This window comes from Nonomuraea rubra (genome assembly GCF_014207985.1).
Classification (GTDB): Bacteria; Actinomycetota; Actinomycetes; order Streptosporangiales; family Streptosporangiaceae; genus Nonomuraea; species Nonomuraea rubra.
Map to the genome: position 1 here is coordinate 6,941,626 of NZ_JACHMI010000001.1, position 12,232 is coordinate 6,953,857.

General features: G+C 70.1%; 16 protein-coding genes. 10 read left to right on the forward strand and 6 right to left on the reverse strand.

What is annotated here, in order from left to right; all coding sequences use genetic code 11:
- Nucleotides 1-42: 42 nt before the first annotated feature.
- The 9 genes from HD593_RS31720 to HD593_RS31760 all read left to right on the forward strand — a co-directional run bounded on the left by HD593_RS31720 (nt 43) and on the right by HD593_RS31760 (nt 7,172).
- The gene (locus HD593_RS31720) at nt 43-732 is read left to right on the forward strand and encodes a MerR family transcriptional regulator (RefSeq protein WP_221525092.1); all 690 of its coding nucleotides are present in this window, start codon (nt 43-45) and stop codon (nt 730-732) included.
- Nucleotides 733-1,171: 439 nt separating this feature from the next.
- Entirely contained in the window at nt 1,172-1,366 is a 195-nt protein-coding gene (locus HD593_RS31725; RefSeq protein WP_185105642.1) for a hypothetical protein, read from the forward strand.
- Nucleotides 1,363-1,815, forward strand: a complete 453-nt coding sequence (locus HD593_RS31730; protein WP_281402484.1) for an ABC transporter ATP-binding protein — start codon at nt 1,363-1,365, stop codon at nt 1,813-1,815. The genes HD593_RS31725 and HD593_RS31730 overlap by 4 nt, the downstream gene beginning before the upstream one ends.
- 118 nt (nt 1,816-1,933) lie before the next feature.
- Nucleotides 1,934-3,133, forward strand: coding sequence for a cytochrome P450 (locus HD593_RS31735; protein WP_185105643.1), 1,200 nt, complete (start codon nt 1,934-1,936; stop codon nt 3,131-3,133).
- A gap of 303 nt (nt 3,134-3,436) precedes the next feature.
- On the forward strand, nt 3,437-3,946 hold the full coding sequence (locus HD593_RS31740; protein WP_185105644.1) for a toxin-antitoxin system HicB family antitoxin: 510 nt from the start codon (nt 3,437-3,439) through the stop codon (nt 3,944-3,946).
- The gene (locus HD593_RS31745) at nt 3,946-4,884 is read left to right on the forward strand and encodes a DUF4097 family beta strand repeat-containing protein (protein ID WP_185105645.1); all 939 of its coding nucleotides are present in this window, start codon (nt 3,946-3,948) and stop codon (nt 4,882-4,884) included. The genes HD593_RS31740 and HD593_RS31745 overlap by 1 nt, the downstream gene beginning before the upstream one ends.
- A 10-nt stretch (nt 4,885-4,894) precedes the next feature.
- A complete protein-coding gene (locus tag HD593_RS31750; RefSeq protein ID WP_185105646.1) occupies nt 4,895-5,863 on the forward strand; it encodes an ATP-binding cassette domain-containing protein in 969 nt (322 codons plus the stop codon).
- Complete coding sequence (locus tag HD593_RS31755) at nt 5,860-6,663, forward strand: ABC transporter permease (protein WP_185105647.1); 804 nt, start codon at nt 5,860-5,862, stop codon at nt 6,661-6,663. Before HD593_RS31750 ends, HD593_RS31755 begins: the two co-directional genes overlap by 4 nt.
- Entirely contained in the window at nt 6,660-7,172 is a 513-nt protein-coding gene (locus HD593_RS31760) for a DUF1707 SHOCT-like domain-containing protein (protein WP_185105648.1), read from the forward strand. The genes HD593_RS31755 and HD593_RS31760 overlap by 4 nt, the downstream gene beginning before the upstream one ends.
- A gap of 428 nt (nt 7,173-7,600) precedes the next feature.
- Here the strand turns inward: HD593_RS31760 and HD593_RS31765 are convergent, their stop codons facing one another.
- The 4 genes from HD593_RS31765 to HD593_RS31780 form a co-directional block, all read right to left on the reverse strand.
- Nucleotides 7,601-7,927 (reverse strand): DUF1048 domain-containing protein, encoded by a 327-nt coding sequence (locus HD593_RS31765; RefSeq protein ID WP_185105649.1) that lies wholly within the window; start codon nt 7,925-7,927, stop codon nt 7,601-7,603.
- Between the two features lies 1 nt (nt 7,928).
- A complete protein-coding gene (locus HD593_RS31770; protein WP_185105650.1) occupies nt 7,929-8,285 on the reverse strand; it encodes a DUF1048 domain-containing protein in 357 nt (118 codons plus the stop codon).
- A complete protein-coding gene (locus HD593_RS31775) occupies nt 8,282-8,608 on the reverse strand; it encodes a PadR family transcriptional regulator (RefSeq protein WP_185105651.1) in 327 nt (108 codons plus the stop codon). The genes HD593_RS31770 and HD593_RS31775 overlap by 4 nt, the downstream gene beginning before the upstream one ends.
- A gap of 91 nt (nt 8,609-8,699) precedes the next feature.
- Nucleotides 8,700-9,251, reverse strand: a complete 552-nt coding sequence (locus HD593_RS31780; protein WP_185105652.1) for a hypothetical protein — start codon at nt 9,249-9,251, stop codon at nt 8,700-8,702.
- 113 nt (nt 9,252-9,364) lie between these two features.
- Here HD593_RS31780 and HD593_RS31785 point away from each other — a divergent pair, with 113 nt between their 5' ends.
- Nucleotides 9,365-10,087, forward strand: coding sequence for a TetR/AcrR family transcriptional regulator C-terminal domain-containing protein (locus HD593_RS31785; protein WP_185105653.1), 723 nt, complete (start codon nt 9,365-9,367; stop codon nt 10,085-10,087).
- A gap of 162 nt (nt 10,088-10,249) precedes the next feature.
- Here HD593_RS31785 and HD593_RS31790 read toward each other — a convergent pair whose 3' ends face one another.
- Both HD593_RS31790 and HD593_RS31795 read right to left on the reverse strand, forming a co-directional pair.
- A complete protein-coding gene (locus HD593_RS31790; protein ID WP_185105654.1) occupies nt 10,250-10,921 on the reverse strand; it encodes a class I SAM-dependent methyltransferase in 672 nt (223 codons plus the stop codon).
- A gap of 106 nt (nt 10,922-11,027) precedes the next feature.
- Nucleotides 11,028-12,188: a cytochrome P450 family protein gene (locus HD593_RS31795; RefSeq protein WP_185105655.1), complete on the reverse strand. Its 1,161-nt coding sequence runs from the start codon at nt 12,186-12,188 to the stop codon at nt 11,028-11,030.
- Between the last annotated feature and the right edge of the window lie 44 nt (nt 12,189-12,232).

Sequence of the window (12,232 nt, forward strand, 5' to 3'; positions counted from 1 at the left end):
AGGCTTGTGCCTGACGCGACGTCAGCATCTACCTTCGGCGAGGTGGACGTACGAACCTGGAAGATCGGCGACCTCGCGGCCGCCACGGGCGTGACCGTCCGGACCCTGCGCCATTTCGACCAGATCGGCCTGCTGTGCCCCGCCCAGCGGTCTGCTGCGGGGCATCGCGTCTACACCAGCGACGACGTGCGCAGGCTCTACCAGATCCTGGCGCTGCGAGAGCTGCGCCTGCCTCTCGGCGGGATCGCCGACGCGTTGAACGGCGCCGATCTCCAGGCGACGATCCAGACCCAGCTCAGGCTGGTCGAACGCCGGCTTGCCAGCCAGCACGCCCTGCGCCGTCGGCTGCTCGGCATCGTCGAAACGCTGCGGAAGGCACAGCGACCATCGATCGACCAGCTCATCGCGATCATGGAGGCCACGATGCAAGCCCGGCACTTCACCCCCGGACAGCTCACCCAGTTCCAAGCTCGGCACCGGGAGCTCGGTCACGAGGGTTTCGCGCACCGGCTGAGCGGACTCAGGGACCTGTCGGCGGAGGCCGGCGTGCATGCCGAGCGTGGTACCGAGGCGGTGGTGGAGCTGGTGAACGGCGACAGGAGTGCTCTGGCCGCCCTGTACGACAAGATCGGCACCAAGGGCACCGAGGCGGCTACGAAGGGGGTTCTCAGTGCTTCCGCGTGGGACTACCTCAAGAGAGCCTTCGCCGCCGGCTTCCCAGGCCCCGCGTGAACCACGCTGAACGCGCTCAGCACCAGGGCATCCGTGGAGGTGGCGCCATGCCCATCCGCCCTAAGAACGCCGTCCAGTTGCCCGCACCCGCGCGTCCATTGACGTGACCCGGACGGCCATACGGCCATCAGAGCACTGGGCCACAGGGAGGCCCGCCAGGCCAGCACTAAAGAAACTTGTCGCGGTGTCGCGCCGGCGTCCGTGTCAGCGCGGCGACGGCCCGGTGTCAGCGCTTGCGGCGATGGTTGACGCCATGAACAGAGCCGACACAACCGTCTTCGCCCCAGGGACGGCGGACTCGCTCACGAACAGCGATCAGGCCGCCCCCACTCAAGATTCCGGCCCACCTCCCCACTATCCGGTGTTGCTAAGTACCGGTAGTCGGTGTTACTTTGTACCGGTAGTCAGCACCACCAAGTAGCTGGACGGAGGGCGCTCCATGGGCTCGAACGAGCCGCGCAGCCGCCTGCAGCAGGCACTGGAACTCGTCACCGGATCCCTGGAGGACAAGAAACGCTGGCGCACCTACAAGGCCCGGGTCAAGGCGCTGCCGGAGAACTACCGCAGACGCGAGCGCGAGCGCTTCACCAGCGCCATCACCCGCGCCGCGCAACACGACAGGACACAGCAATGACCCCACCCCAGATGGCCATCCAGGTGCACGGCCTGGAGAAGTCCTACCAGAACCTGCACGTGCTACGCGGCGTGACCTTCGAGGTGGCGCCCGGCAGCATCTTCGCCCTGCTCGGCTCCAACGGCGCCGGCAAGACCACCGCCGTGAAGATCCTCGCCACGCTGCTCAAACCGGACGCCGGCACCGCCCGCGTCAACGGCTTCGACGTGAGCACCCACTCCTCGAACGTGCGCGAGTCGATCAGCCTGACCGGCCAGTTCGCCGCCGTGGACGACATCCTCACCGGCCGCGAGAACCTGATCCTGGTCGCCCGGCTACGCCACCTGAACAACCCCGGCCAGATCGCCGACGACCTGCTCGCCCGCTTCTCCCTCACCGACGCCGGCGGCCGCAAGGTCGCCACCTACTCCGGCGGCATGCGCCGCCGCCTGGACATCGCGATGACCTGATCGGCCACCCGCCGGCACCGACATCTGGATCGCCCTCGGCTGGTGCGCCGGCATCCTCGCCGTCGCCTACGCCTTCGCCATGACCACCTACCGCCGCAAGATCTCCTAAGGAGCCCTCATGACCCACACCCTCGCCGCGATGCCCACCACCCGCCGGCCCGGCTGCCCCTTCGACCCGCCCAAGGAGCTCCTCGACGCCCGCGAACAGAGTCCGATCAGCCGCTTCGCCTTCCCCGACGGCCACCAGGGCTGGATCGTCACCGGCTACGACCTGACCCGGCAGATCCTCGCCGACCCCCGCTTCAGCTCCCGCCGCGAATTCATGAAACACCACCCGCTCATCGACTACGGCGACATCGACGTGCCCCCCGCACCGCCCGGCGAATTCCTGCTGATGGACGAACCCCAGCACGGCCGCTACCGCAAACCCCTGGTCGGCAAGTTCACCGTCCGCCGGATGCGGCTGCTCACCGAACGCATCGAGCAGATCACCACCGACCACCTGGACGCCATGCAGAAGGCCGGCCCGGGAGCCGACCTGGTGACCGCCTTCGCCAAACCCATCCCCGCCATCGTCATCTGCGAACTGCTCGGCGTCCCGGACGAAGACCGCGACTTCTTCCAGCACAACATCGACGCCTTCCTCGGCGGCGAAGCCAGCGACGAAGAAGTCGGCACCGCCTACGTCGCGACCCAGCAGTACCTCGCCCAGCTGGTCGCCGCCAAACGCGCCCACCCCACCGACGACGTGCTCAGCGACCTGCTCGACAGCGACCTCACCGACGAAGAACTCCAGGGCATGGCCCTCATCCTGCTGTCAGCCGGCTTCGACACCACCGCCAACATGCTCGCCCTGGGCACCTTCGCCCTGCTGCAAAACCCCGGCCAGCTCACCGCCCTGCGCACCGACCCCACCCTCACCGACCAGGCCGTCGAAGAACTCCTGCGCTACCTCACCGTCGCCAAACAGTTCTTCCGCGTCGCCCTCGAAGACGTCGACCTGGCCGGCCACACCATCACCGCCGGCACCACCGTCATCCTCTCCCTCAACACCGCCAACCGCGACCCCCACCGCTTCCCCAACCCCCACACCCTCGACATCCACCGCCGGCACGGCGGCCACCTCGCCTTCAGCCACGGCATCCACCAATGCCTCGGCCAGCAACTCGCCCGCGTCGAAATGCGCGTCGCCTTCCCCGCCCTGCTCACCCGCTTCCCCACCCTCCGCCTGGCCGTCCCCGCCGAACAAGTCGCCCTGCGACCGGAGATCGCCGACATCTACGGCGTCAAGAGCCTCCCGGTCACCTGGGACGCGTAACCGCCGATCCGGCCGTCCGCTCGATTTGGGCCTGCACCATCACAGGGCAGATCTCTACACAGCTGCGTCCCTCCTGCGAAGGCGTGCAGGAGGGACGCTAGAACCGTTTCCGGACACATTCCGCGATCACTACGCGATCTCGACGCGCGACCCAGGAATCCCTGACGCGACGTTTACAGCACCCCGGGGCGGGACGCGCGGGGTCGGATCCCCAGCACGGCGCGGGCGCGATGACGTCAAAACGACGTCACCTCCGTCGCCAGCAAGGTTGAAGTGACGTCATAATGATGCCACTATGACGTCATGGATCTTGCGCCGTATGTGGATCACCTCCGCCGCGAGCTCGCCATCGCGGCGGGAGCCGGCGGCGAGGAGGCTCGCGCACTCGCCGAACGTCTCGCCGCGACGCTCGAATCAGCCACCCGGCTCGCGCTGCTCGAAGCCCTGTCCGCCGCCGCGGACGAGATCACGCACGACCTCAGCCCCGGCTCGGTCGAGGTACGCCTGCGCGGCCGCGATCCCGATTTCGTCGTGACACCACCCCCGGCCACCCGGCCGCCGGAGGAGAGCGAGACCGGCCGGGCCGAGAAACCGCCCCTGCCCCCGCCACCGGACGCCGACGAGGGCGGCACGTCCCGGATCTCGCTCCGGGTCCCCGAGCACCTCAAGCCCCGCATCGAGGAGGCCGCCGCCCGCGACGGGCTGTCGGTCAACGCCTGGCTGGTGCGGGCCGTCTCCGCCGCGCTCGACCCCGCCGCCGGCAACCGTTCCGCGCACCGGTCCGGCAACCGCTACAGCGGCTGGGTGCGCTGATGACCACGACAACCCACGACGGAGGGATCGGTATGCCGGCCTTCGACACCTCTGAGCCCATCGCCGCCGTCCTCGACACGGCGACCGCCACCATCCGGATCAACGCCGGCGACCGCGCCGACACCGTCGTCGACGTCCGCCCGAGCGACCCCCACAACGACGCCGACGTGCAGGCCGCCAGGCACACCCAGGTCGACTACGCCAGCGGCAGGCTCCTGGTGCGCACCGACAAGGAGCACGCCGGCCCGGCCGCCGACTGGGGCCTGTCGCTCGGCAAACTGGTCGAGTCGCCCGCGGACTGGGCCCGCTCGCTGCTGCTCGGCCCCGGCTCGATCGACGTGACGATCGACCTGCCGTCCGGCTCCCGCCTCGACGTCAGGACGGCGGGCACCGTCGTGTGCCGGGGCCCGCTCGGCGAGGTGTCGCTGTCCACCTCCTACGGCGACCTCCAGGTCGAGCAGGCCGACCGGCTCCGCCTGAAGAACACCCACGGCGGCATCTCCGTCACCCGCGCCCGCGGGCACGCGGAGCTCACCAACAACCACGGCGACATCGACGCCGGCCGCATCGACGGCACCGCCGCGGTCAAGAACTCCCACGGCGACATCCGCCTGGGTGAGGTGACCGGAGACCTGCGCCTCACCAGCGCCCACGGCGACGTCGCCGTCGAGCGGCCCCTGGCCGGCGTCACCGCCAAGACCGCGTACGCCGACGTGCGGATCGGCGAGGCGGCCTCCGGCTCGATCGTCATGGAGACCACCGGCGGCAGCCTCGACCTGGGCATCCGCCGGGGCACCGCCGCATGGCTGGACGTGAGCTCCAAGTACGGCACGGTCGACGTCTCCCTCGCATCCAGCGACGCCCCCGGCGAGACGGACCCGGTCGTCGAGGTTCGCGCCCACACCGACTACGGCGACATCGCCGTCCATCGCTCCTGAGGAGAAACCCGTGACCGACGCGATCGTGGCCGAGGGCCTGGTCAAGAAGTACGGCGAGCTGACCGCCCTCGACGGCATGGACCTGACCGTCCCCGAGGGGACCGTGTTCGGGCTGCTCGGCCCGAACGGCGCCGGCAAGACCACCACCGTGCGGATCCTGACGACCTTACTGAAACCGGACGCCGGGCACGCCCGGGTGGCGGGGCTCGACGTCGTCCGCGACGCCTCCCGGCTGCGCGCCCGCATCGGCGCCTCCGGCCAGTACGCCGCCGTCGACGACCACCTCACCGGCGCGGAGAACCTGGAGATGGTCGGCCGCCTCTACCACCTCGGCGTCAAGCGCAGCCGGCAGCGCGCCCGCGAACTGCTCGAACGCTTCGACCTCACCGAGGCCGCCGGCCGCCCGGTGCAGGGCTACTCGGGCGGCATGCGCCGGCGCCTCGACCTGGCCGGCGCGCTGGTCGCCGACCCACCGGTGCTGTTCCTCGACGAGCCCACGACCGGCCTGGACCCGCGGGCCCGGACCAGCCTGTGGGAGGTCATCGGCGAGCTCGTGGCCGGCGGCACCACGGTCCTGCTCACCACCCAGTACATGGAGGAGGCCGACCGGCTCGCCCACCGCATCGCCGTGGTCGACCACGGCCGCGTGATCGCCCTCGGCACCGCCGACCAGCTCAAGGACCAGGTCGGCGGCGACCGCATCGAGCTGTCGGTGACGAGCGAGAGGGACCTGCGCGCCGCCACGCGGACGCTGGCGCCGCTGGCCGTCGGCGACGTGCGGATCGACGCCGCCGCCTTGCGGCTGACGATCCCGGTCGCCGGCGGCGCCGCCGCGCTGACCGGCGCGCTCGGCCACCTGGCCGCCGAGCGGATCACCGTACGCGACGCCGGCCTGCGCCGCCCGACCCTGGACGACGTCTTCCTGACCCTCACGGGACACGGGGCAGCCGGCGAGAAGGTGAAGGAGAACGCCCGATGAACGCCCTGCGGATCGCCGTCGCCGACGGCCTGACGATCACCAAACGCAACGCGCTGAAGATCCGGCGTGCCCCCGACCTGCTGGGGGGCGTGGTCATGCTCCCGGTCGTGTTCGTGCTGCTGTTCACGTACGTCTTCGGCAGCATGATCGAGCTGCCCGGCATGTCGTACGGCGAGTACCTGCTCCCCGGGATCTTCGTCATGACGATCGTCAGCAGCGCGCAGATTACCGGCTACACCCTGACGCAGGACCTGCAGAAGGGCATCTTCGACCGCTTCCGCACCCTGCCGATGTCCCCGTCGGCCGTGCTGACCGGCCAGACCGCCGCCGACCTGATCATGAACGTGACCAGCATCGTCACCATGGCGCTCGTCGGGCTGCTGGTGGGCTGGCGCATCCACAGCTCACCGCTGGAGGGCGCGCTCGGCTTCCTGATGCTGCTGCTGTTCGCGTACGCCTTCTCCTGGGTGACGGCGACCGTCGCGCTGGCCCTGCGCACCCCGGAGGTGTTCAACAACGTGGCGACGCTGCTGTCGTTCCCGCTGATCTTCCTGTCCAACGCGTTCGTGGACAGCACTCGCCTGCCCGGGCCGCTGAAGGTGGTCGCCGAGTGGAACCCGGTGTCCACGCTCGTCCAGGCCGCGCGGGAGCTGTTCGGCAACACCAGCGCGGCCATGCCGGCGCCCACCGCCTGGCCGCTCCGGCACGCGGTGCCGGTGTCGCTGCTCTGGTCGGTGCTGCTCCTGGTCGTGTTCGCGCCGCTGGCCACGCGGCTCTACAAGAAGGCCGTCAGCCGATGAGCCGCGTCTCCGACGTGGACCGCGACCGGGCGGTGGAGCTCGTCCAGCAGGCGTACGCGGACGGCCGGCTCGACCCGGCCGAGCTGGAGGCGCGGCTCGAACGGGCGCTCACCGCCACCTCCGCCCACGAGCTGGCGCCGGTCGTCGCCGACCTGCCGGGCGAGGAGCCGGTGCGGCTCGAGTCCGTCGGCGGGCGGGTCACGCGGACGGGCGACTGGCAGGTCCCGCGCCGGCTGCGCATCGACTCCGAGTACGGCAGCGTGCGGCTCGACCTGACCCAGGCCCACGCCCCGTACGCGCAGGTCGACATCGAGCTCCGGCTCGCGTACGGCCGCGCCCTGATCATCCTGCCCGCCGGCGCGAGCGCGGACGCCGACGGGGTACGTACCGAATGGGGCCGGGTGATCTGCAAGGCGCCGGGCCGCCCCCGCCCGGGCGGGCTGCACGTCCACGTCGCGGGAGAGCTTCCGTACGGCCGCCTGATCATCCGCAGCTCACGCAAGCGCTGATCACCTGGCCTCCGCCCGATCCTCGCGCTCGGGACCTGCTTGCCTACCCGGCCGCCGCGGACGGCTCAACGGGGACGGGCCTGTCCGAGACGCGGAACCGCATCCGGCACACCACCGCATCCGTGCGCCGGCGCAGCGCCCTGGCGGAACGGCCCCGCGCTGGTTCTGGAGCATCCGTTGCCAGGCGTGCTCGGGCACGCCGACCGTCTGCAGGTTCGTACCTGCTGCTCGACCGGGACGGCCGGCTCGCCCCTGACCAGCCCCCGCGACGATCAAGAGAAGGCAGCAGCCCGGGGAAGGCCGACGTCAGCGCGGCCACCCCGTACGCGATCGACGCCATCGCGTCCAGCGACAGCGCGGCCGGCCCGCCGACGACGGACAGGCGACGCCTGTTCACGCTCGACGACCACCGCACGGGTGGATTCGGATCATTTCTGCGCCGTGCCAGGCTTCCCGCTGATGGACTCCTGATAGAGCTCCGCATAGGTGGGCGAGTCCTTGATCAGGTCGTCGGCGAAGGCGGCGACGTCGTCGCCGATGAGCTCCAGAACGCCCTTGCCGGCCGCGACACCCTCCTCGAAGAAGTCGAGGATCCCCGTGAGCAGCGACCCGTCACTCAGCCCGACCGGCCCGACCTTGAAGAAGTATCTCTGAATCTCCTTGTAGACGATCTCGTAGTCGGGCGGGAGCGCCTTCACCCGCGCCACGTGCGCCCGCCACTGCCTCTTGCCCTCGATGATGTCCCGGATGCTCACGTCAGCCTCCCAGCCGGCTCAGTTTCCTCGCGACGTTCCTGTTCAGCTGCTCGCGCCACCGGTCCCGGAAGTTCCGGGCCCCTGATCCGCCGGCCAGCGCCGCGCAGAAGCCCGCGATGTCGTCCCCCAGCACCTCGTCGATGCTCTGCCCGTCGGCCGCCGTCTCTTCGAGCAGCCCCAGGACACCGTCGAGAATCGGCATCAGGTTGCGGCCCGTGAAGTCCCCGTAGAGAAACAGACCGCCCTTGACCTGTTCCCACGCCGCCCGGTGATCGGCCGGCAACGCCGCCGCCCGGACCTCGAACGCCTTGAAGTCCCTGGTCAGATCACTACCGGTGATGGCCTCCCAGAAGTTCATCTTCCGCCCTCCTTGAGCTTGTCGATCCGCGAGGTGATGTACTCCCACTTCGCCCAGAACGTCGCAAGCTCCCCGCGCCCCGCGTCGTTGAGCGCGTAGAACTTGCGCGGCGGCCCCTGCTCGGACGGCCGTTTCATCACCTGGACGAGCCCCTTCTTCTCCAGCCGCAGCAGGATGGTGTAAACCGTCCCCTCGACGACGTCGGCGAAGCCGAGCTCGTTCAACCGGCGCGTGATGGCGTACCCGTAGGTCTCCTCGCTGCCGATGATTTCCAGCACGCAGCCCTCAAGCGTGCCCTTCAGCATCTCCGTCAGGTCGTCCATCGCGGATCCTTCTCGATTCACTCGGTACTCTGTGACCCCGAGTACCACTACACAGTATCACAAAGTAGTGGCCCACGCGTCACGGAAGCGATCACGCGAGGTATTCACCGGCGCCAGGCATGGCCAGCATGATGATGACCAGGAGCGAGCCGGCCGTCGCCAGGACGAGGCGGGCGGCGATCACACCGCGGAACCAGGAAGGGTACGCCTTCGCCGCAGCCTCGACGACCGCTCCGACGTCGAGGCGACGCAGGTCCTGGTCGTCCGACTTGCGGACGGCCGCCTCGATGTATCGCGTGGTGAACACCTCGCCAGGCATGATCACGCATCCGAGCACGAGGACGACCGCCTGGAAGATCCACGACAGGATCCGGCCGGTGCCGCTTCCGCTCAGGTTGAGCAGGGCGAGCGCCGCCAGGCACACCCCGATGGACATCGCGAGGACGACGCTGGCCCGGCTCGCCCCGAAGTCGATCCGGTGCCGGGCCAGGACGGCGGCCGGGAGCCCCTGCCCGGCCACTTCGGTCTCGGCCGCCCTCTGCGCGGCCGGACCGCGACGGCGGCCGACGACGGGGATGACGAAGAAGGTGCCTGCGAGCAGCAGCTGCAGGATCGAGGCGAACAGAACGGTGACCGGTATCACGGGGATCCCCTCCGACGACTTGCACAGTGTTCAAGTCGGAGCGTACGACCGGACTTGAACACTGTGCAAGTCCGGGCTCGAACACTGTGCAAGAGCCCCCGTATCCTGGGCAGGTGCCACGCGAGACGTTGACCAAGGACCAGATCGTCCGAACAGCCGTCGAACTGCTGGACAGCGAGGGCATCGAGGGCCTCAGCATGCGCCAGCTCGGCATCCGCCTGGACTCCGCGGCGACGGCCGTCTACTGGCACGTCAAGAGCAAGGACAACCTCCTCGTCCTCGCCGCCGACGCGGTCTGGGAGGAGATCGAGCTACCGGACCTGGAGGAGGTCACCTGGCAGGCGGCGGCCACGGCCATGGCCAAGGGACTGTTCGCGATGATCCTCCGGCACCCCTGGCTCGTCCCCGCCATGAGCACCCACCTCCTGTACGGCCCCGGCAAGGCCCGCCACGACGACCACCTGCTCGCGGTCTACCAGGCGGCCGGCTTCACCGGACGTGACGTGGAGCAGGCCATGAAGACCGTCTTCACCTTCGTCCTGGGCACCGCCCTCGGCGTGGCCTCCGAAGCGGCATGGAGGGCGCGCCTGCGCCGTACGGGCGGCGACGAGCAGGAACAGATCCGCACCATGGTGGCGCAGGCGACCGAGATCGCGATGCGGTTCCCGCGGCTACGCGCCCACAGCGCGACTCAGGACCATGACGACACCGCTGCGGCCCCCGGCAACGAGCTGGAGTTCGGTCTACGCACGATCCTGAACGGCCTTCAGTCCGAGCTCGGCGCCGGCCGGGCGGACGGTCCCGCGCCGCCGGACGATGACCCTCTCCTCGGGTAGCTGGTAGCGGCGGGTGCGATCCAGCCGAAGCCGGTCAGCAGCCCGCCGAGCACGAAGTTCATCGTGTGCAGCCAGGCGCGCTAGCCGGTGCCGAGCTGCGAATCGCCGACCAGGCTCAAGTTCAACGCGATCCGCTGCTCCTATGGATGATGGCCACCGCGGTCAGTCGTCGCCGCAAGCAGGCCTGGCCACTCCGAGGACGTGCTCGAAGTGCAGGAAGGAGAACCGGTCGCAGCTCTCGATGACGAACCCTGCCTCACGGATGCCGGCCACGATGTCACGGGCGGGATGGCAGCCTCCCGCGGCCCGCGACCAGACCGGCGTGACCAGGCATTCCGCCAGCGTCATGAGCGGCTTCGCCGACCGTTGATGCTCGTAGAAGCGCAACTCGCCGCCCGGCGCCAGCACCCGCCGCACCTCGCTCAGCGCGTCCTGAACGCGGGCGGCGCAGCACAGCACCAGTGAGCACACGACGGCGTCGCACGAGCCGCCGGGAACGGGCAGGGCCCGCAGGTCGCCGTCCAGGATCTGGACCGGAGTGGCCAGGCGTCCGGCGATGCCCTTCGCCGCCGCTCGCAGGAACGGATCCGCCTCGACCAGGACGATCTCCTCGACCTCGGCCGGGTAGCAGCTGAGCTTCACCCCGTCGCCCGCCCCGATCTCCAGGACGCGCCCGCCCAGGCCGGCCAGGAGTCGCGCGCGCTGCGGGGTCGGGGCGGATCCGTTCCTGCGGTCGGTACGGACTCTGCGGGGGTGGTGGAACTGTTCCATGCCGCCGGTGAAGTGGCGCTCGGTATCCGGCGGATCCGCCAGATCGCCTGTGTGGACTGCCATGTCTTCACTATCGGGCCGCCCGGCTCAAAAGGGCGGCACCTCTACGCAATCCTGACGGATTCGTCCGCAATTCAAACGCGTTGTTGAGACCGGCGGCATGCCATCGTCAGGGCTCCGGAGACGTGCGGACGGGCAGCCCGGTGAGCGCCCGCTTGAGCCCCGGCTGCCAGCCGACCTCACCGGCCAGGGTGAGCTCCGGGAAGCGATCGAGGAGGCTGGTGAGCGCGATCTGCGTCTCGGCGCGGGCCAGCGCGGCGCCCAGGCAGTAGTGGATGCCGTGCCCGAAGCCGAGGTGAGCGTTGTCGGGACGGTGCAGGTCGAGCAGGCCGGGCCGGTCGAAGCGGCGCGGGTCGCGGTTCGCCGCCGCGTACACGACCTGGACGGCCTCCCCCGCCGGAATGACGACGCCGCCGAGCTCCACCGGCTCCAGGGTGTAGCGCAGGACGGCGATCTCGGCGGGCCCGCTGTAGCGCAGCAGTTCCTCCACCGCCGCCGCGACGTCGCCGAGGCCGAGGGAGCGGGTGAGCAGCAGCCGGACACTCTGGCTGATGAGCCCGACGGTGGTCTCGTGCCCGGCGATCAGGATGCTGACGGACATCGAGATCAGCTCCTCGTCGCTGAGCCGGTCCCCGTCCTCCTCGCGCACCCGCACCAGCCCGGACAGCAGGTCTTCTCCCGGGGCGGCCCGCTTGGCGGCGATCAGGTCGCGCATGTAGCCGACCAGCCCTCTGGCCCCGGCGGCGAGCCGCTCCAGATCTGGTGCGCCGAGATCGGCGGCCCAGCCGCGCCAGGTGTCACGGTCCTGTGCGGGGACGCCGAGCAGCTCGCAGATGACCTGGATGGGCAGCGGGTAGGCGTACCGCTCGATCAGGTCGAACTCCGCGGGCAGGCCGGACAGCAGCTCGTCGGCGATCTCCTGGATGCGCGGGCGCAGCCCCTCGATCCTGCGGGCGGTGAACTCGCGGGAGACGAGCCTGCGCAACCGGGTGTGGTCCGGCGGGTCATAGGCGCCGAGCGTGCGCATCAGGTACGGCACCACGTCCTCGGGCAGCCCGGCCGCCGCCGCCACGTCGATCTTGGCCTGCTTGGCGACGTCGCTGCTGAAGCGCGGATCGGTCAGCACCGTGACGCTCTCCGGATAGCCGGTGACGAGCCAGATGGGGGTGCCGTCCACATAGGTGCCGCGACTGACCGGGCCCTGCTCGGCCAGGTCGGCGAGGAAGGCGTCACGGTCGGCGGCGGTCAGCAGGCCGGCGATGTTGGTCATGCTCACTCCGATGCGGGAAGGATGACGGCCGAGGGCCGTACGGG

Bases quoted from the DNA above. Each gene is read 5' to 3' on its own strand.
- HD593_RS31725 (WP_185105642.1), top strand. From the start codon at position 1,172: ATGGGCTCGAACGAGCCGCGCAGCCGCCTGCAGCAGGCACTGGAACTC.
- HD593_RS31730 (WP_281402484.1), top strand. From the start codon at position 1,363: ATGACCCCACCCCAGATGGCCATCCAGGTGCACGGCCTGGAGAAGTCC.
- HD593_RS31735 (WP_185105643.1), top strand. From the start codon at position 1,934: ATGACCCACACCCTCGCCGCGATGCCCACCACCCGCCGGCCCGGCTGC.
- HD593_RS31740 (WP_185105644.1), top strand. From the start codon at position 3,437: ATGGATCTTGCGCCGTATGTGGATCACCTCCGCCGCGAGCTCGCCATC.
- HD593_RS31745 (WP_185105645.1), top strand. From the start codon at position 3,946: ATGACCACGACAACCCACGACGGAGGGATCGGTATGCCGGCCTTCGAC.
- HD593_RS31755 (WP_185105647.1), top strand. From the start codon at position 5,860: ATGAACGCCCTGCGGATCGCCGTCGCCGACGGCCTGACGATCACCAAA.
- HD593_RS31760 (WP_185105648.1), top strand. From the start codon at position 6,660: ATGAGCCGCGTCTCCGACGTGGACCGCGACCGGGCGGTGGAGCTCGTC.
- HD593_RS31770 (WP_185105650.1), bottom strand. From the start codon at position 8,285: ATGAACTTCTGGGAGGCCATCACCGGTAGTGATCTGACCAGGGACTTC.
- HD593_RS31775 (WP_185105651.1), bottom strand. From the start codon at position 8,608: ATGGACGACCTGACGGAGATGCTGAAGGGCACGCTTGAGGGCTGCGTG.
- HD593_RS31790 (WP_185105654.1), bottom strand. From the start codon at position 10,921: ATGGCAGTCCACACAGGCGATCTGGCGGATCCGCCGGATACCGAGCGC.
- HD593_RS31795 (WP_185105655.1), bottom strand. From the start codon at position 12,188: ATGACCAACATCGCCGGCCTGCTGACCGCCGCCGACCGTGACGCCTTC.